The organism is Pantoea folii, from assembly GCF_056678875.1.
Genome location: NZ_JBWXON010000013.1, coordinates 110,074 through 127,534, shown reverse-complemented (window position 1 = coordinate 127,534; position 17,461 = coordinate 110,074). Strand labels below are relative to the sequence as shown.

At 53.5% G+C, this 17,461-nt stretch carries 17 protein-coding genes; 7 read left to right on the top strand and 10 right to left on the bottom strand.

The annotated features are described in order from the left end of the window. The first annotated feature begins 12 nt into the window (after positions 1–12). Together AC1MDE_RS16070 and AC1MDE_RS16065 are read left to right on the top strand one after the other, a co-directional pair. Positions 13–858: a PTS mannose transporter subunit IID gene (locus AC1MDE_RS16070; protein WP_038646579.1), complete on the top strand. Its 846-nt coding sequence runs from the start codon at positions 13–15 to the stop codon at positions 856–858. 92 nt (positions 859–950) lie between these two features. Then, a complete protein-coding gene (locus tag AC1MDE_RS16065) occupies positions 951–1,409 on the top strand; it encodes a DUF986 family protein (protein WP_058960161.1) in 459 nt (152 codons plus the stop codon). Here the strand turns inward: AC1MDE_RS16065 and rlmA are convergent. The 5 genes from rlmA to AC1MDE_RS16040 all read right to left on the bottom strand — a co-directional run bounded on the left by rlmA (position 1,406) and on the right by AC1MDE_RS16040 (position 4,551). Beyond that, positions 1,406–2,212, bottom strand: a complete 807-nt coding sequence (rlmA, locus tag AC1MDE_RS16060) for a 23S rRNA (guanine(745)-N(1))-methyltransferase (protein WP_058960162.1) — start codon at positions 2,210–2,212, stop codon at positions 1,406–1,408. The genes AC1MDE_RS16065 and rlmA overlap by 4 nt on opposite strands. Positions 2,213–2,351: 139 nt before the next feature. Continuing rightward, complete coding sequence (gene cspE, locus AC1MDE_RS16055) at positions 2,352–2,561, bottom strand: transcription antiterminator/RNA stability regulator CspE (protein WP_034828712.1); 210 nt, start codon at positions 2,559–2,561, stop codon at positions 2,352–2,354. Between the two features lie 83 nt (positions 2,562–2,644). After that, the gene (locus tag AC1MDE_RS16050; protein ID WP_128599124.1) at positions 2,645–2,719 is read right to left on the bottom strand and encodes a DUF2627 domain-containing protein; all 75 of its coding nucleotides are present in this window, start codon (positions 2,717–2,719) and stop codon (positions 2,645–2,647) included. 527 nt (positions 2,720–3,246) lie between these two features. Then, complete coding sequence (locus tag AC1MDE_RS16045) at positions 3,247–4,257, bottom strand: MBL fold metallo-hydrolase (RefSeq protein ID WP_480344825.1); 1,011 nt, start codon at positions 4,255–4,257, stop codon at positions 3,247–3,249. Between the two features lie 18 nt (positions 4,258–4,275). After that, positions 4,276–4,551, bottom strand: a complete 276-nt coding sequence (locus tag AC1MDE_RS16040) for a YebO family protein (protein WP_058960164.1) — start codon at positions 4,549–4,551, stop codon at positions 4,276–4,278. A 218-nt stretch (positions 4,552–4,769) separates the two neighbouring features. On the opposite strand from AC1MDE_RS16040, the gene AC1MDE_RS16035 reads away from it, so the two are divergent. After that, on the top strand, positions 4,770–5,006 hold the full coding sequence (locus AC1MDE_RS16035; protein WP_034828706.1) for a YobH family protein: 237 nt from the start codon (positions 4,770–4,772) through the stop codon (positions 5,004–5,006). 36 nt (positions 5,007–5,042) lie between these two features. On the opposite strand, the gene kdgR is transcribed toward AC1MDE_RS16035, so the two are convergent. Beyond that, positions 5,043–5,834, bottom strand: coding sequence for a DNA-binding transcriptional regulator KdgR (gene kdgR, locus AC1MDE_RS16030; RefSeq protein ID WP_034828705.1), 792 nt, complete (start codon positions 5,832–5,834; stop codon positions 5,043–5,045). Positions 5,835–6,027: 193 nt separating this feature from the next. Between kdgR and AC1MDE_RS16025 the strand changes: the two genes are divergently transcribed. Next, positions 6,028–7,410: an MFS transporter gene (locus AC1MDE_RS16025; protein ID WP_160833637.1), complete on the top strand. Its 1,383-nt coding sequence runs from the start codon at positions 6,028–6,030 to the stop codon at positions 7,408–7,410. A 52-nt stretch (positions 7,411–7,462) separates the two neighbouring features. On the opposite strand, the gene htpX is transcribed toward AC1MDE_RS16025, so the two are convergent. The 4 genes from htpX to AC1MDE_RS16005 form a co-directional block, all read right to left on the bottom strand. Further along, positions 7,463–8,344 (bottom strand): protease HtpX, encoded by an 882-nt coding sequence (gene htpX, locus AC1MDE_RS16020; protein WP_038646563.1) that lies wholly within the window; start codon positions 8,342–8,344, stop codon positions 7,463–7,465. Between the two features lie 217 nt (positions 8,345–8,561). Continuing rightward, positions 8,562–10,598, bottom strand: a complete 2,037-nt coding sequence (gene prc / locus AC1MDE_RS16015; protein WP_058960167.1) for a carboxy terminal-processing peptidase — start codon at positions 10,596–10,598, stop codon at positions 8,562–8,564. A gap of 19 nt (positions 10,599–10,617) precedes the next feature. After that, entirely contained in the window at positions 10,618–11,298 is a 681-nt protein-coding gene (gene proQ, locus AC1MDE_RS16010) for an RNA chaperone ProQ (RefSeq protein ID WP_034828699.1), read from the bottom strand. 96 nt (positions 11,299–11,394) lie between these two features. Continuing rightward, positions 11,395–11,895, bottom strand: a complete 501-nt coding sequence (locus tag AC1MDE_RS16005; RefSeq protein ID WP_038646557.1) for a GAF domain-containing protein — start codon at positions 11,893–11,895, stop codon at positions 11,395–11,397. Positions 11,896–12,112: 217 nt separating this feature from the next. On the opposite strand from AC1MDE_RS16005, the gene yebS reads away from it, so the two are divergent. The 3 genes from yebS (at position 12,113) to rsmF (ending at position 17,459) form a co-directional block, all read left to right on the top strand. Then, positions 12,113–13,357, top strand: coding sequence for a membrane integrity lipid transport subunit YebS (gene yebS, locus AC1MDE_RS16000; protein WP_097116874.1), 1,245 nt, complete (start codon positions 12,113–12,115; stop codon positions 13,355–13,357). After that, a complete protein-coding gene (locus AC1MDE_RS15995; protein WP_058960168.1) occupies positions 13,326–15,959 on the top strand; it encodes a PqiB family protein in 2,634 nt (877 codons plus the stop codon). Before yebS ends, AC1MDE_RS15995 begins: the two co-directional genes overlap by 32 nt. A gap of 75 nt (positions 15,960–16,034) precedes the next feature. Further along, positions 16,035–17,459, top strand: a complete 1,425-nt coding sequence (gene rsmF, locus AC1MDE_RS15990; RefSeq protein WP_479398725.1) for a 16S rRNA (cytosine(1407)-C(5))-methyltransferase RsmF — start codon at positions 16,035–16,037, stop codon at positions 17,457–17,459. Positions 17,460–17,461 lie beyond the last annotated feature (2 nt).

Here is a 17,461-nt window from a genome sequence, read left to right as displayed (position 1 = left end):
ACAGGTGAAATCATGGTTGATACAACTAACACGCAAAAGAAACTCACCCCGAGCGATGTCCGTGGTGTGTTCATCCGCTCTAACCTGTTTCAGGGTTCATGGAACTTTGAACGTATGCAGGCGCTGGGCTTCTGCTTCTCAATGGTGCCGGTGATTCGTCGCCTCTATCCTGAGAACAATGACGATCGTAAACAGGCGATTAAACGCCATCTGGAGTTCTTTAATACCCATCCATACGTGGCAGCACCGGTGCTCGGCGTTACCATGGCGATGGAAGAGCAGCGTGCTAACGGCGCGGCGATTGATGATGCCGCGATTAACGGCATCAAAGTCGGCCTGATGGGACCGCTGGCGGGGGTGGGTGACCCGATCTTCTGGGGTACCGTTCGCCCGGTGTTTGCTGCACTCGGTGCCGGTATCGCGATGAGCGGCAGCTTGCTCGGTCCCCTGCTGTTCTTCATTCTGTTTAACGCCGTGCGTATGCTGACGCGTTATTACGGTGTGGCGTATGGGTATCGCAAAGGCGTGGATATCGTCAGCGATATGGGTGGCGGCTTCCTGCAAAAACTCACGGAGGGGGCGTCGATTCTCGGCCTGTTTGTCATGGGGGCGCTGGTCAACAAGTGGACACACGTGAACGTGCCGCTTGTGGTGTCGCGCATTACCGATCACACCGGCAAAACCACCGTGACCACCGTTCAATCGATCCTCGATCAGCTGATGCCGGGCTTAATCCCGCTGCTGCTGACCTTCGGCTGTATGTGGCTGCTGCGCCGTAAAGTTAACGCACTGTGGATTATCGTGGGCTTCTTTGCCCTGGGTATCTTTGGTTACTGGATCGGCCTGCTCGGTCTGTAATCATCTCGCCGGGGGCTACGGCTCCCGGCAGTTTTCAGCGAAGTTACCTGAGCGCCAACGTTGAGGTAAATTCGGTTGAGGAAGAAAATGTAATGTCACTGACTGACGCTCTGATTGCCCTGCTGATCATCGCTTTCGCCCTGTTCGCGATTTACGATGACGCTATCCTGCCACGGCGCAAGGGGCCGACCAAATTGCGTGTCGCGCTGCGTCGTCGCCATAAGATCGACAGCGGCATTTTTATCGTGTTACTGCTGATTTTGCTGTGGAATAACGTCAGCAACCATGGTCCCCAACTCACCACCACGCTGCTGATGGTGTTATGCTTTATGGCGATCTGGCTATTCTGGCTACGCACGCCGAAATTGTTGATGAAGACAGAGGGACTGTTCTTCGGCAGCGTGTGGATCGACTATCGTCGCATTCAAAGTATGAACTTATCTGAGGATGGCATTTTAGTCATGCAGCTGGAACAGCGTCGCCTGCTGATTGCAGTGCAACAGCTCGACGACCTGGAACGTATCTACAATACGCTGGTGGAAGCGCGTTAAGTGCGCTGCCATAGCGTCAGCATGAAGTCGGCATCGCAGCTAAAGCTATCGGCTGCCACCAGCTGTTGCCAGACTTCTTCGCGCGCGCGCCAGGCAAAAGGCGTCATCTGCAGCAAGCTCACCGCTTCGGCCCCATTTAACGTCATCTCATAACGCAGATTGTGTTGCTCAACCTGGCTAAAACCTTCGTAAGCCTTTTCTTCTGCCGCGTGCAGCTGCACTTCACGATAAATCAACGCCTTGAACTGCTGCAGATGATGTGGGCCCGGCGTCACCGTCAGCAGATAGCCGCCCGTTTTCACCACCCGGTTCAGTTCGGTTTCATTACAGGGAGCATAGATGCGCACAATGCCCTCCAGCGATGCATCAGCAAAGGGTAAACGCTGGCTGGAGGCGACACAGAACTTCACCGTGCGATAACGTTTAGCCGCCATGCGAATCGCCGCTTTCGCCACATCCAGGCCAAACAACTGCGCCTGCGGAAGGGCTTCTGCCATTACTGCGGTGTAGTAACCCTCGCCACAGCCAATATCCAATACCTGTGCCGCCTGGCCATTCAGGCGCTGTGCCAGATGTTGCGCCACTGCATCGCGCAATGGCTGATAGTGGCCGGCATCAAGAAATGCGCGACGTGCCAGCAGCATTTCCGCACTGTCACCCGGTTCCTTTGAGCCTTTATGCTGCACCGGCAATAAATTAACGTACCCTTCTTTAGCCTGATCGAATTGGTGACCTGCATCGCAGCGGAAGCTGTTGGCTTGCTGGTGCAAATGTTGCTGGCAAAGGGGGCAAATCAAAGACATAGACAACTCCGGGTTCACGATTCGCGCGCAGTTTACCCTGATCGTCTGGCAACAGAAAGGATAAAAGAAAAGCCCCGGTCAGAGACCAGGGCTTTACAATTCGTGTCAGCGGCGCATGGCACCGAGTCTGAGAACGAAATCAGATAGCAGTAACGTTTACTGCAGCTGGACCTTTCTGGCCGTCCTGAATTTCGAACTCAACAGCCTGGCCTTCAGCCAGAGTTTTGAAGCCGTTACCCTGGATTGCAGAGAAGTGTACGAACACGTCTTTGCTGCCGTCAGCAGGAGTAATGAAACCAAAACCTTTAGACTCGTTGAACCACTTAACCTGACCTTTAATCTTTGCCATTTTTGCAAATTCCTTTGATTGTTTATATTGCCCGAAGGCAGTCTTACAGATAAACCAGAGACGTTACTGAATGAGGCACTAATTTAAGGTTCGGCAAGGAAGCGGAATTCAACGTCAACGTCTTTACTCGTAACTTCTTTACTGAAGATGCCATACATAAACAGAACTGTACCTCGTTTGACCCAAGAGTCGTTATCACATATCCGCAAATTAATGGCAAGCCATTTTTAAACGGTGATCGACATGACGCACATAATTGGCCGTTGCTCTGCACTCTTCTGCCATTAGCATATTGACAGATGACGGAATAACTGCACAAAAAAATGTTATATGTCAGAGTAGTTAGCGCCAGTACTTACATTAGTCAAGCGTAGCGACGCAATCTAAACCAGCACAATTAAAGCGGTCAAGGCTACGCAAGAAGTATTGCATTAATATGGCATTGATAAAATATTTCGCCAAAAAATTAACGTGGAATGCAACATTCGTGCGCTGAGCAAAACTTGTACAACCCGATTTATTAAGTACAAGTCATTAATTGTTTTGCACCAAAATCAGGAAAATATAAGCGCTCTTGCCCCAAATATATGCACGCTCGTTTTGGCGGTTATCTTATTTTTAACTAACGACTCTACAATTATATGTTAAAAAAACGCACTGCGACACTTGATTTAACAAATCGGGCTTAGGACACATCTGAATCGCTATTCTGCAAGCTTTGGCTGGTGCCTATTCTCCATGGCATAAAGCGTGAGTCCCATTCTCCCGCGGATTGCATTGCTTGCGCCAAAGCGGCAGGGGGTTCATCTAAAGGATCATCCGCCAGTTCAAACACCCCCCAGTGGATCGGCAGCGTTAACGGACGCCCTATCGCCTGCCATAAACGCACCGCCTGATCGGGGTCCATATGTTGACCGCGCATGAACCATTTTGGTGCATAAGCGCCAATGGGCAACGCGGCAAGATTAAAGGGCCCAAGACGTTCAGCAATTTCTAACAGGTTTTCGCTATAGCCACTGTCACCTGAAAACCAAAAATTCACACTCTGGTTTCGCACCACCCAGCCACACCACAGTGAGCGATTACGATCCCAGAAAGTTCGCATGCTCCAGTGCCGCGCGGGTACGGCAGTCAACGTCACTCCTGCGATATCAATGGATTGCCACCAGTCGCGTTCGGTGACATGGCGCACGCCACGTTTGCGGCACCAGGTTCCCATACCCAGCGGCACAACAAATTGCGCATCCGGGAAATGACGTGCGATGCGCTTTACCGTAGGTCGATCGAGATGGTCGTAGTGATTGTGCGAAATCAGTACCACGTCGAGATGTGGCAACTGTGCAATATGGAGCGGAGCGGGCGTTTTACGCTGTGGTCCAGCAAACGGCAGAGGTGAAGCACGCAGAGAGAGTGCCGGATCGATGAGAATATAGCGGCGATTGAGCCGCATCAACACGGCGGCATGACCTAACCACCAGACGCGATCGTCATCACCGCCCAGATCGCTTTCCTGATACCAGCGGGCAATGAATGCCGGATAACCGGCCTGAGGCGGCAGCGGCAAATGGTCCGCTTTGCGCTCCCGCCGCCAGCGCTGCAAATCCCCTGGCTGGCGCAATTCCGGTTCCGGATTGCGGAAACCTTCTGGCGTGTGATGCGCCAGCGTTGCGTCGTACCAGGGATTTTGCCAGGCCATTACTGCTCCATCATGTGTTTAACGTTCTGGAATCATACGGATGAAGTCGCGCTGTTTTACGGCGTCTTCTTCCTCCTGCTGTTTTGCTGTGGCAGGTTGAGCATCCGCCAGGCGGCGCAACAATGCATTCTGTTTTTTCTGCTCTTCCAGCAGTGCTTCCAGCAAACGAATCTGTTCACTGGCGCGCATGCTGGCCCGGTTAACGAAGAACCAGGCTATCAAGGCCACAACAATAATGATGGCCAGTACACCATAACTGAACAGCGGACTGGTATTTGCGGCTAACTCGTTCATAACTGCCTCTATTGTCAAACATAAAACACTTACACCGCCGCTGATTCTACTCGTTGTGTGCGGAAAAGATAATGGTTGCCGGTGGAAAGCAGATTATCCCGCATCTTGATGGCTTTCAGTTATCTCTGATCGATTTCATGAGCAGGACGCGTCATGCTGCTACTATAGAAATCGCAGCGACTTCAGGATAGCTGCGTTGTGTATCACAAGGAGATAAAATGAAACTATTCATTCGGGCGATAATCGTGGTGGCAGTGGTCTGGTTAGGGATGCTGTTTACCGGCTATGGCGTACTGACCGGAAGCAACAAAAACGCCGCTGGACTGGGCTTACAGTGTAGCTATCTCACTGCACGCGGCATGATCACCGCGCAATATCTGCATACCGACAGCGGTATTGTGGGTGTCACCGATTGTCCACTGTTGAAGAAAAGTGGCGAAGTGGTAGATAATTAGTGACTCAAACGGGCTGGCGACAGCCCGTTCTGCTATTCAGAATGGGTAGTCGTGGTAACCCAACTGGTCGGAAATATTGCGCGCGGCACGATGCAGCATCGCCACATACTCGTTTTTTGCTTCTTCAGAGAATCGGATTGTCGGGAACGAGATGCTCAATCCCGCGATCACCACGCCGAAGCGGTCGAAAACCGGCACAGCGATACAGCGTAAGCCCTCTTCCTGCTCTTCATTATCTTCACCGAAACCCTGCACTTTTACCTGATCTAATACTTCAAGCAGCGCTTCAGCACTGACGATGGTGTTGGCGGTACTGCGACGAAACTCGACTTCGCTCAGGATTGCCTGAACTTCAGTGCGATCGCGCCATGCCAGTAACACTTTACCGATGGCGGTGGTATGCAGCGGGTTACGACGCCCGATGCGCGAGTACATGCGCAGGTTATACAGCGAATCAATTTTATGGATATAGACAATGCTGTCTTCTTCCAGCGCACCCAGGTGGATAGTTTCTTTGGTCAAACGCGACAGTTCTCGCATTTCGACATCGGCACTACGAATCAGGTCGACGTTTTGTAGTGCCCTGGCACCCAATTCAAACAGCTTGAGCGTCAGCGAATATTTTTCACTTTCCCCTTCCTGCGCTACGTAACCCAATGATTTCATGGTTTGCAGAAAGCGGTAAACCGTGCTTTTTGACATCATCACGCGTTGCGACAGCTCGGTGATACCATGATCACGATCTTCGCCTAACGCCTGCAAAATGCCGAACACTTTCATTACCGAAGAGACGGAGTCTGGCTGTTTATCGTTATCACTGCTCGCCATTGCGCGTATCCTTTTTTGACGGTGTTTCAAAAAAAACGGAACAGAAGCGCCAGTATATGCGTTTCAGCCCAACGGCGGCAACGACTGGCATGCAGCGACACATTCCTTCGTAATTTTTTGTCAATGAATGCGGTGCTTTCCGTCACAAAATTGATTAGCATGATGATATTCACTTCCTTCATTTATTTCATTTATGTCCCCTACAGTCTCTCAGGATGGATTACCTGTTCCGCAGCGGTACGGCGCGATTATCACTATTGCGTTAGGCATCATGATGGCAGTGCTGGATGGTGCCATTGCTAACGTTGCGTTACCCACCATTGCACGCGAACTGAATGCCAGTCCGGCGGAATCAATCTGGATTGTTAACGCCTACCAAATCGCCATTGTTATCTCGTTACTGTCGCTCTCCTTTCTGGGCGATATGCTGGGTTATCGCCGTGTTTATCAGGTAGGGCTGGCGTTGTTTATTGCCACTTCACTGTTCTGCGCCCTCTCCTCTTCACTCAATATGCTTACCGTGGCGCGTATCCTGCAGGGTTTTGGCGGCGCGGCACTGATGAGTGTGAACACAGCGCTGATTCGTATTATCTATCCGCAGCGTTTTCTCGGCCGCGGTATGGCGATTAACTCGCTGATCGTCGCGGTGTCGAGCGCTGCGGGCCCAACGGTGGCAGCCGCGATTCTCTCCATCGCCAGCTGGAAATGGTTATTCCTGATCAACGTGCCGCTGGGCATTGTGGCACTGTGGCTGGCGCTGCGTTTTCTGCCAGATAACACGCAGAAAGCTAAACAGCAGAAATTCGATGTTCCCAGCGCCATCATGAACGCCCTGTTCTTTGGCCTGCTCATATCGGCCCTCAGCGGGTTCTCACAGGGGCAGGATCACTGGCTGATTCTGGCGGAAGTCGTCGCACTGGTGTTGGTGGGCGTGGTGTTTGTACGTCGCCAGTTGGCGATGCCAGTGCCGCTTCTGCCGGTGGATTTGCTGCGCATCCCCATTTTTTCGTTGTCGATGTGCACTTCGATTTGCTCGTTCTGTGCGCAGATGCTGGCTATGGTTTCGCTGCCATTCTTCCTGCAAAACGTGCTGGGAAGGGATGAAGTGGCAACCGGGTTGCTGCTCACACCCTGGCCGCTGGCCACCATGGTGCTGGCACCCATTGCTGGCCGGTTGATTGAGAAAGTCCATGCGGGATTATTGGGTGGCCTGGGGCTGGCAATGTTTGCGGCGGGTCTGTTCTTACTGGCACTGCTGCCTTCACAACCCACCGATATTGATATTATCTGGCGAATGATGCTTTGCGGTGCGGGCTTTGGCCTGTTCCAGTCTCCAAATAATCACACGATTATCTCCTCTGCCCCGCGTCATCGCAGCGGTGGCGCCAGCGGTATGTTAGGGACGGCGCGTTTGGTCGGTCAGAGCAGCGGTGCAGCATTGGTTGCATTGATGTTCAATCTGTTTAACGACAGCGGAACACATGCATCACTGGTTCTGGCAGGTAGTTTCGCCACGGTGGCAGCCGTCGTCAGTATGTCTCGGATGACGCAATCGAGTCAGACGGTGAAGTCATAAAACAACAAAGGTGCCCAATTGGGCACCTTTGTTTATTGCAACAGCCAAACCATTATTTCAGATAGTCACCGTTACGCAGCGCTTCGATACGCTTATCGAGCGGCGGATGCGACATAAACAATTCGCTCAACGATTTGCTTTTGCCGTTAATGCAGAATGCCATCATGCTGCTTGGCTCCTGCGGCTCGTAGCTGGTTTTCAAACGCTGCAGAGCGGCAATCATCTTCTCGCGGCCCACCAGTTTGGCTGAACCTGCATCCGCGTGGAATTCACGGTGACGTGAGAACCACATGGTGATGATGCTGGCGAGAATGCCGAACACCAGTTCCAGCACGGTCGCGACCGCAAAATAGACCAGCGGGTTACCGTTGCTGCTCTCTTCACCGTCACGGTTACCCGACAGGAAGCCCGATGCCACCTGCGCGATAATACGCGAAATGAAGATCACGAAGGTGTTCACCACCCCCTGAATCAGCGTCATGGTGATCATGTCACCGTTAGCGATGTGGGCGATTTCGTGCGCCAGCACCGCTTCCGCTTCATCACGGCTCATGTTCTGCAGCAAGCCGGTCGAGACCGCAACCAGTGAGGCGTCACGACGTGCACCGGTAGCAAAGGCATTAATATCTGGTGCGTGATAGATCGCCACTTGCGGCATCGCAATGCCGGACTGTTGAGCCTGGCGACTGACGGTATCCATCAGCCAGCGTTCTGTCTCGTTACGGGGTTGTTGAATCACTTCACCGCCGACGGAGCGCAACGCCATCCATTTAGACATCAGCAGTGAAACAAACGCACCGCCAAAGCCAAACAGACCTGCCATAATCATCAGACCCTGAACACTGCTTGACTGAATTCCTGTCAGACTCAGAATCAGTCCGAATACCAACATCACCGCCAGGTTGGTGACCAGGAAAAGCGCAATACGCATCATAAACGTTAATCTTCCTCAGTTGTGCTCGCGCTCATGCGCGGATATACATCCTATGTCCATTGCGCAGGTTTTCAAGCAACCTTAATCTTTAAGTGTCTAAAAAGACATAACTTTACATTTGGTAATGATGTGCGCAATTCTGCCCATTAGCCACAATGAACAATACCTTTGGTGCAAAAAAAACACCGCCGGAGCGGTGCTTTTATTCAGCGAAAATTTATTTCGCGCCTTCGGCAGGCTGGGCTTTCTCCAGCTGCGCCATGTCATTGGCAATTTTCACGGTTTCGTCCAGATACGGGTCTGGCTCTTTGTAGTCTTTCGGCAAATCTTCAATGCTCTTCAGCGGGGCTTTGCCTTCCGCCTGGTAGCGCGCGTTAATGCGTTCCAGACGCAGTGCATCATCTTCGTGGTTCTCTTTCTCACGTTGAGCAAGATTGAGCGACACAATATTGCGTTTGTCTTTCATCGCGTCAAAGCGCGCAATATCTTTCATGATGTACTGGAACTCGCGATCTTTAGCGATACGATCGGCGTGCTCTTTGGTCAGCTGCGGTACCAGCGCGGTGATATCACCGGTTTTGGTGTAAGTCGCGGCATTCACGCTATCCCATGGCAGCGCGTTGTCCTCGAACTTCTCACCGGTTTCCGCCGCTTCTACGCCAGTTGGCATCAGCAGGTCCGGCGTGACGCCTTTACGCTGAGTACTGCCACCGTTAATGCGATAGAATTTCTGGATGGTGTATTGCACTGAGCCCAGCGCCGGCCATTCAGGACGCAGCATCTGATCATAGATGCGGTTGAGCGAACGATACTGCTGCACGGTGCCTTTACCAAAGGTCGGTTCACCCACAATCAGCGCACGGCCGTAATCCTGCATCGCTGCGGCAAAGATTTCAGATGCGGAAGCACTGAAACGATCGACCAGCACCACCAGCGGTCCTTTGTAATAAACGATACCGTCGTTATCGCTGTCCTGGCGCACGCGACCGTTGTTGTCACGGACCTGCACCACTGGGCCACTTGGAATAAACAGACCCGACAGTGATACGGCTTCGGTGAGCGCACCGCCGCCATTGGTGCGCAAATCAATCACGATGCTGTCGACGTTCTGCTTCTGCAGTTTTTGCAGCTGCACTTTTACATCGTCAGTCAGGCCAACGTAGAAGCCTGGAATATCCAGTACGCCGACTTTCTCTTTACCGACGTTATGTACGGTGCCTTTCACCGCGCGATCTTCAAGACGGATCTTTTCACGCGTCAGTGTCACGGTGCGGGTTTTGGTGCCCTTGCCAGCAGGCAGGATTTCCAGGCGCACTTTGCTGCCTTTCGGTCCTTTGATTTTGGACACCACATCATCCAGACGCCAGCCAATCACATCTTCCATTGGCTTACCTGGCTGGGCAACACCGACAATGCGGTCGCCCACGCTGATGGATTTGCTCTTCGCGGCCGGTCCGCCAGCCACCATGGAGTTGATGACCGTATAATCATCGTCCATCTGCAGCACGGCACCGATACCTTCCAGCGACAGGCTCATCTCGGTGTTGAACTGTTCGGTGTTACGCGGTGAAAGATAGTTGGTGTGCGGGTCGATTTCGTGCGCAAAGGCGGTCATCGCCAGCTGGAACACATCTTCACTGTTGCTCTGCGCCAGGCGACGAATGGCAAAGTTGTAACGCTTAGTCAGCGTTTCACGAATCTCTTTGTCATCTTTACCGGCCAGTTTCAGGCTCAGCTCGTCATATTTGACTTTGGCATCCCACAGCGCGTTCAGCTCATCGCTGTTTTTCGGCCAGGGTGATTTTGCACGGTCAATGTCGATAGTGTCATTGCCGGTGAAACTCATCGGGCGATTCAGCACACTCAGCGCATATTGATAGCGCTCGAAGCGGCGTTTCTGCGCCAGATTGTAGAGATCGTAGAACACATCCAGCTTACCGCTGCGCAGTTCATCACCCAACGTGGTTTTCTTATCGGCGTATTGCGCGATATCTGAAGCCAACAACACGTTATGGTTGTAGTCGAGCAGATTCAGGTAGCGATCAAAAATTTTCGCAGAGAAATCCTGATTCAGATCGAACTGGCGATAGTGAGAACGGGTGAAACGCGAAGTGACGCGTTCACTGACGGTAGGATGCTGCGGGTCTTCATGTAACTGTGGAATCTGGTCGGCGCGGGTAATGTTATCTGCGCCAAAGGTGGGGCCTGCTAACAGCAGGCCCGCGATCATACCGATCTTTAGAATGTTGTTCATGCCGAGGTCAGCCTCCGTTTCAGAACTGCAAGTGTTCTGCGCGCACAATCATTGCCATGCCGGAAGCGAGCTGCACCCGAACGCCATCCTTGGTGATTTCAAGAATGGTGGCGTCCATTGCACTTTTGCCTGCTTTAACTTTGATGTTCTGGCCGGGTTGCAAAGTTGAGGTATCAGTGACAGGTTTAGCTCGCGGTGGGCGCGGTGCAGCAGGACGTTCTGCTGATGCGGCACGCGGTGCCTGTGGACGAGGCTTGCGAGGTGCTTCGCCTTCAGCCGCTTTGCGAGGAGCAGGTTTACGAGGACGACGCTCAGCGGTCTCTTCACCGGCTTCGCGTTTCTTCGCTTTTTGCTGATCGCGCTGCGCCTGAACGCGCGCTTTGGCTTCTTCCAGCTGCTTGCGCGCATGTTCAACGTGTTGTTCGTCCAGCACGCCACAGGCGTTGCCATCAAGATCAACACGGATTGCACCCGCTTTAATGCCGTACAGATAACGCCAGCTTGAGGTATAAAGGCGCAAGGCTGAACGCAGTTGCGTCTTGCTCAGGCTGTTTTCACCCTGAACGCGCTCAACCAGATCCTGGAAGATACCGATTTTAAGCGGACGCGCTTCACCTTCGGCGCTAAAACATTGCGGAAAACGTTCCGCCAAAAAGGCGATCACTTCTTTACTGCTATTCAACTTAGGTTGATTTTCCATGAAATTTCCTGATTACTACGGGTTTGCCGACCAGAGCAGGCATGAACAGGCGACATTATAATGACAACATCGCCAAATGCTATGTGATCCAGTCGATTAGCTGCGTGACAGTTGAATAAATTTTTCGATGTCACTGCCCGCCAGCACTTCACAAAGCCCGTCGGTAAGGGCCACCAGCCCCGCTTCATCCTCACTATCAAAGCGAGAATAAACCGTACTATCAATGTCTAGCACACCGACAACGGTGCCATTCACTTTCAGAGGAATCACGATTTCAGCGTTGCTGGCCGCATCACACGCGATATGACCAGGGAACGCATGCACATCCTCAACGAGCTGTACTTTATCCTCTGCAATCGCTGTGCCACAAACCCCTTTGCCCACCGGAATGCGTACGCAGGCAATTTTGCCCTGGAACGGGCCCAGCACCAGCGTATTTGGCTCGGTGAGCAAGTAGAATCCTGCCCAGTTCACGCCTTCCAGGCGTTCAAACAGCAGCGCACTGCAATTACCCAGTGCTGCCAGGAAAGAGGTTTCGCCCGCTAACAGTGCACGGACATCGCGATTTAAATCCTCGTAAAAGGCTTTTTTGTTCATTGTTTAACCATAACTCGTCACTGTCGTGAGCTTGTTGTCACTCAGTTGTTAAAATAAGCACTAATAATCCAGCCCCATCAGGTGAATCATTGTGTTAGTTACTATACCCTTAGCAGTCGGTGGTTAAGACTATTCTTGTACCACTCCCTATTGCAGTCAGAATGCTCTGAACAGCATGCCGGTAAACGTAACGAACGATGGGCCACTTGCGTCACCTATGAAAATTCACGCTATCAGCCAGACGTTGCCCCACGCACGTTATCAGCGTTGTCCGCAATGCGATACCCTTTTTTCCTTACCGGATGTGAAATCGCATCAGTCGGCGCATTGCCCGCGCTGTCATGCAAAAATTCAAAGTGGCCGCGATTGGTCAATGACGCGACTCACCGTAATGGCCGTGACCATGATCGTGTTGATGCCCTTCGCCTTCAGCCTCCCGTTGGTGGATATTCGCTTGCTCGGCATGCGCATCAACGCCAGCCTGGTTGAAGGCGTGATCCAGATGGCGCAGCAGGGCAACGTGCTGACGGCCTCGATGGTGGCGTTTTGTACCATTGGTGCACCGGTAACCTTAGTCGCGGGCATCTGCTATTTATGGATTGGCAACGCCCTCGGGATGAACCTGCGTCCGGTGTTGCTGATGCTGGAGAAGCTCAAAGAGTGGGTGATGCTGGATATCTATCTGGTCGGTGTGGCGGTCGCCTCTATAAAGGTGCAGGATTACGCCGCGCTGGAAGTCGGCTATGGCCTGGTGGCCTATATCGCGCTGACGGTGCTGAGCCTGCTGACGCTGATTCATCTCAACGTGGAAGAGCTGTGGGAGCACTATTATCCACAGGCTGTACCCACCACACCTCCGGAACAGTGGCAGGTGTGTCTGAACTGTCATCAAACCGGCATGCCGGACGATCGCGGACGTTGTACACGTTGTCACACCCCGCTCGATTTCCGTCGTCGCCACAGTTTGCAGAAATCCTGGGCCGCGCTGATCGCTTCGATTGTGCTACTGATCCCCGCTAATCTGCTGCCGATTTCAGTAGTTTACGTTAATGGCGCACGCCGTGAAGATACGATCTTCTCCGGTATTCTGGGTCTGGCTTCCGGCAACATCCCGGTGGCGGCGGTGGTATTTATCGCCAGTATCCTGGTGCCGTTTACCAAAGTGTTAGTGATGCTGACTTTGCTGGTCAGCATCCATTTTAAGTGTGAACAGGGCTTAAAAACCCGCATTCGACTGCTGCGTGCCATCACCTGGGTGGGACGCTGGTCGATGCTGGATCTGTTCGTGATTGCGGTCACCATGTCATTGGTGAATCGCGATCAACTGCTGGCTTTTACCATGGGACCTGCCGCCTTCTACTTTGGCGCGGCAGTCATCCTGACCATTATGGCTGTAGAGTGGCTTGATAGCCGCCTGATCTGGGATGCACATGCAACAGGAAACGCCGACTACACCGACTAGCGCGAACCTGCGTAACAAACGCAAGATTTCGCCGTTCTGGCTATTGCCCATTATTGCCCTGCTGATTGCTGGCTGGCTGTTATGGACCAATTACCAGGAGCGCGGTACCACAATTACCATCAACTTCCAGACTGCGGACGGCATTGTGCCAGGCCGCACGCCTATTCGTTATCAGGGCGTGGAAGTGGGAACGGTGCAAGGTATTGTGCTGAGCGATGATTATCACAGCATCCAGATCAAGGCCAGTATCAAGAGCGATATGCGTGACGCTCTGAAGGACAATACGCAGTTCTGGCTGGTGACGCCGAAAGCCTCGCTGGCAGGTGTTTCTGGACTGGATGCGCTGGTGGGCGGTAACTATATCGGCATGATGCCGGGCGGCGGCAATCCGCGTGAGCACTTCACCGCGCTGGATACCCAACCGAAATATCGCGTTAACACCGGGGAATTGCTGATCCATCTGCACTCTCCCGATTTGGGTTCGCTGAACACCGGGTCGCTGGTCTACTACCGCAAAATCCCGGTGGGACGCGTGTATGACTACAGCATCAACGGTAATACTGATGGCGTCACGGTCGACGTACTGATTGAGCGTCGTTTCGTCAATCTGGTGAAAAAGCAGAGCCGCTTCTGGAACGTGTCCGGCGTAGACGCTGACGTCAGTCTGAGCGGTGCCAAAGTGAAGCTGGAAAGCCTGGCCGCGCTGGTGAATGGGGCGATTGCCTTTGATTCTCCGGAAGAAGGTCAGCAGGCTAACAGCGACGAAAACTATCAGCTCTACCCCGATCTGGCGCGCAGCCAGCGTGGCGTGCAGATCAGTCTGGATTTACCGAGCGGCGATAACCTCAAAGCGAATAGCACGCCACTGATGTACCAGGGTCTGGAAGTCGGTACCTTGACCAAACTTAATCTGTTGCCGGGCGGCAAAGTCACCGGCGAACTCACCGTGGATCCTTCGGTGACGAGCCTGATGCGCAGCGGTACCCGCATTGAAATGCGGGCGCCCAAACTGAGCCTGACCGACACCAATCTCAGCAGCTTGCTGACCGGTAACACCTTCGAACTGGTACCGGGCGAAGGTCCCGCGCAGGATCACTTTACCGTGCTGCCTGCCAGCGAAACCCTGCTGCAAAAACCGGATGTTCTGACGGTAAAACTCAGCGCGCCGGAAACCTACGGTATTGATGGCGGTCAGCCGGTGATGCTGTACGGCATGAAGATTGGGCAGGTCATTTCGCGCCAACTGGATGAGAATGGCATTAGCTTTGCGGTGGCCATCAATCCGGAATATCGCCATCTGGTGCACGCGGACAGCAAATTCATTGTGAATAGTCGTCTCGACGTGAAGTTTGGTCTCGATGGAATGCAGGTGCTGGGTGCCAGTGCCCGTGAATGGGTAGACGGCGGCATACGTCTGGTGCCGGGTGCGAAAGGCAATCCTTCCGCCCGTTATCCTTTATATGCCGATGCTGAACGTGCGCAGGAAGGGATTATCGGTGACCAGCCGCCAACCACACTGAAACTGACCGCCAACAGCTTGCCAGATGTGCAGGCCGGTTCAGTGGTGCTGTATCGTAAATTCCAGGTGGGTGAAGTGGTGGACGTGGTGCCGCGCGCCGATGCCTTTGAGATTTCCATCCACATTGAGCCGCAATACCGCAAATTGCTGACCAGCGAGAGCGTATTCTGGGCCGAAGGTGGTGCGAAAGTGCAACTTAACGGCAGCGGATTAACGGTGCAGGCTTCGCCGCTCAACCGCGCGCTGAAAGGGGCGATCAGTTTCGATAACCTCACTGGCGCGCAAGCGGCGAAAGGCGTGAAACGCGTACTCTATGCCTCAGAAACGGCAGCGCGTGCAGTCGGCAGCCAGATCACCTTGCATACCTTTGATGCCAGCAAGCTGGCTGCGGGCATGCCGATTCGTTACCTCGGCATTAATGTTGGCCAGGTCGAATCACTGGCATTGAGTAAAGACAATAATCAGGTGGTGGCGAAAGCGGTGCTTTATCCCGAGTATGTGCAGGACTTTGCGCGTATCGGCAGTCGCTTCTCGGTGGTCTCACCGGAAATTTCGCCAGCGGGTGTTAATCATCTGGAGACCTTGCTGCAGCCTTACCTCAATGTTGATCCCGGCAAAGGGGCTCAGGCACGTACTTTTGAGTTGCAGGAGAGTACCATCACCGATTCGCGTTACCTCAACGGACTCAACATTTATGTTGATGCTACCGAAGCCGGTTCGCTGTCGTTGGGTACCCCGGTGCTGTTCCGTGGGGTAGAAGTGGGTACGGTAACCGGTACCTCGCTGGGCAACATGGCGGATCGCGTACAGATCGCGCTGCGCATCAGCAAGAAGTATCAGCATCTGGTGCGTAATAACTCCGTGTTCTGGCTGGCGTCTGGCTATAACCTCGACTTCGGTCTGATTGGTGGGGTAGTGAAAACCGGTACCTTCCAGCAGTTCATTCGTGGCGGCATTCAGTTTGCCACACCGCCGACGGTGCCGCTGGCGCCTCAGGCCGGTGCTGATAAACACTTCCTGTTGCAGGATGAAGCGCCGAAAGAGTGGCGCAGTTGGGGAACGGCGATTCCGGATCCCAATTAAGCAATCGGGCAGCCTGCGGGCTGCCCGTTTTATTTGCACGTGTTACACTTCGCGCTAAATTTGATACCCCGGTAAATGTCCGTGTCCGATCGCTTTCCTGAAGATTTCCTTGCGCTGATGCGCACCAGCCTGGCTGACGAAAATGAACTGCAGCGTTTCCTGGCGATTAGCCAGCAGCCGCTGCGCCGCAGCCTGCGCGTCAATACGTTGAAAATCAGTGTGGAGGCGTTTTTAGCACGCACCGCGCATTATGGCTGGCGCTTAACGCCGGTCCCCTGGTGCGCCGAAGGATTCTGGATCGAGCGGGAAGATGAGACATTGCCGCTGGGCAGTGTGGCCGAGCACCTGAGCGGTTTGTTCTACATTCAGGAAGCCAGCTCAATGCTGCCGGTCACCGCGTTGTTTGATGCCGCGCCAGAAGCACGTAAGGTGATGGATGTGGCCGCTGCACCCGGTTCCAAAACCACGCAAATGGCCGCGTTGATGCGCAACGAAGGCGCGATTCTCGCCAATGAATATTCAGCCAGCCGCGTTAAAGTGCTGCATGCCAATATCAGCCGCTGTGGCGTCAGCAATGTGGCGCTGACGCACTTTGATGGTCGTGTGTTTGGTGCCGCCCTACCTGAGCAGTTTGATGCCATCCTGCTGGATGCGCCCTGCTCCGGCGAAGGTGTGGTGCGTAAAGATGCCGACGCCCTGCGTAACTGGACACTGGCCAGCACTGAAGAGATTGCCGCAACCCAGCGTGACCTGATCGACAGTGCATTCCATGCATTACAACCTGGCGGTACGTTGATCTACTCCACCTGCACGCTGAACCAGATTGAAAATCAGCAGGTGATCGCCTGGTTGCTGCAGCGCTATCCCGATGCGGTTGAAATCGTGCCGTTGTGCGACCTGTTTGACGGTGCCGAGCGTGCATTGACGCCGGAAGGCTTCCTGCATGTCTTCCCACAGATTTTCGACAGTGAAGGCTTCTTTGTCGCACGCCTGCGCAAAACGGCCAGCATCACGGCGCTGCCCGCGCCCACCTATAAAGTGGGTAAACTGCCCTTCTCGCCTGCCAGCCGCAAGCTGGTTGCTGAAGTGCAACAGGCGGCAGCACGGGTGGGTATCGAGTGGGATGAGCAGCATTCGTTGTGGCAGCGTGATAAAGAACTGTGGCTGTTCCCGGCTGCGCTGGAAAACTGGCTCGGCAGAGTGCGGTTCTCGCGCATCGGTCTGAAGCTGGCAGAGACCTTCCCGAAAGGCTATCGCTGGCAGCATGAAGCGGTGGTTGCCCTGACTAAACCGGGCAGCGCACTGGATTTCGAATTGACGGAAACGGAAGCAGAAAGCTGGTATCGCGGCCAGGATATTCATCCTGAAACCGCACCAACTCGCGATGAAGTGATTGTCACCTATCAGCAGCAGCCATTGGGTTTAGCCAAGAAAGTCAGTAACCGCATCAAAAACAGCTATCCACGCGAACTGGTGCGCGACGGGCGTTTGTTCCGTTAACG

Coding starts and splice junctions, on each gene's coding strand:
- AC1MDE_RS16070 (WP_038646579.1), top strand. CDS start 13: ATGGTTGATACAACTAACACGCAAAAGAAACTCACCCCGAGCGATGTC.
- AC1MDE_RS16065 (WP_058960161.1), top strand. CDS start 951: ATGTCACTGACTGACGCTCTGATTGCCCTGCTGATCATCGCTTTCGCC.
- rlmA (WP_058960162.1), bottom strand. CDS start 2,212: ATGTCTTTGATTTGCCCCCTTTGCCAGCAACATTTGCACCAGCAAGCC.
- cspE (WP_034828712.1), bottom strand. CDS start 2,561: ATGGCAAAGATTAAAGGTCAGGTTAAGTGGTTCAACGAGTCTAAAGGT.
- AC1MDE_RS16045 (WP_480344825.1), bottom strand. CDS start 4,257: ATGGCCTGGCAAAATCCCTGGTACGACGCAACGCTGGCGCATCACACG.
- AC1MDE_RS16040 (WP_058960164.1), bottom strand. CDS start 4,551: ATGAACGAGTTAGCCGCAAATACCAGTCCGCTGTTCAGTTATGGTGTA.
- AC1MDE_RS16035 (WP_034828706.1), top strand. CDS start 4,770: ATGAAACTATTCATTCGGGCGATAATCGTGGTGGCAGTGGTCTGGTTA.
- kdgR (WP_034828705.1), bottom strand. CDS start 5,834: ATGGCGAGCAGTGATAACGATAAACAGCCAGACTCCGTCTCTTCGGTA.
- AC1MDE_RS16025 (WP_160833637.1), top strand. CDS start 6,028: ATGTCCCCTACAGTCTCTCAGGATGGATTACCTGTTCCGCAGCGGTAC.
- htpX (WP_038646563.1), bottom strand. CDS start 8,344: ATGATGCGTATTGCGCTTTTCCTGGTCACCAACCTGGCGGTGATGTTG.
- prc (WP_058960167.1), bottom strand. CDS start 10,598: ATGAACAACATTCTAAAGATCGGTATGATCGCGGGCCTGCTGTTAGCA.
- proQ (WP_034828699.1), bottom strand. CDS start 11,298: ATGGAAAATCAACCTAAGTTGAATAGCAGTAAAGAAGTGATCGCCTTT.
- AC1MDE_RS16005 (WP_038646557.1), bottom strand. CDS start 11,895: ATGAACAAAAAAGCCTTTTACGAGGATTTAAATCGCGATGTCCGTGCA.
- yebS (WP_097116874.1), top strand. CDS start 12,113: ATGAAAATTCACGCTATCAGCCAGACGTTGCCCCACGCACGTTATCAG.
- AC1MDE_RS15995 (WP_058960168.1), top strand. CDS start 13,326: ATGCAACAGGAAACGCCGACTACACCGACTAGCGCGAACCTGCGTAAC.
- rsmF (WP_479398725.1), top strand. CDS start 16,035: ATGTCCGTGTCCGATCGCTTTCCTGAAGATTTCCTTGCGCTGATGCGC.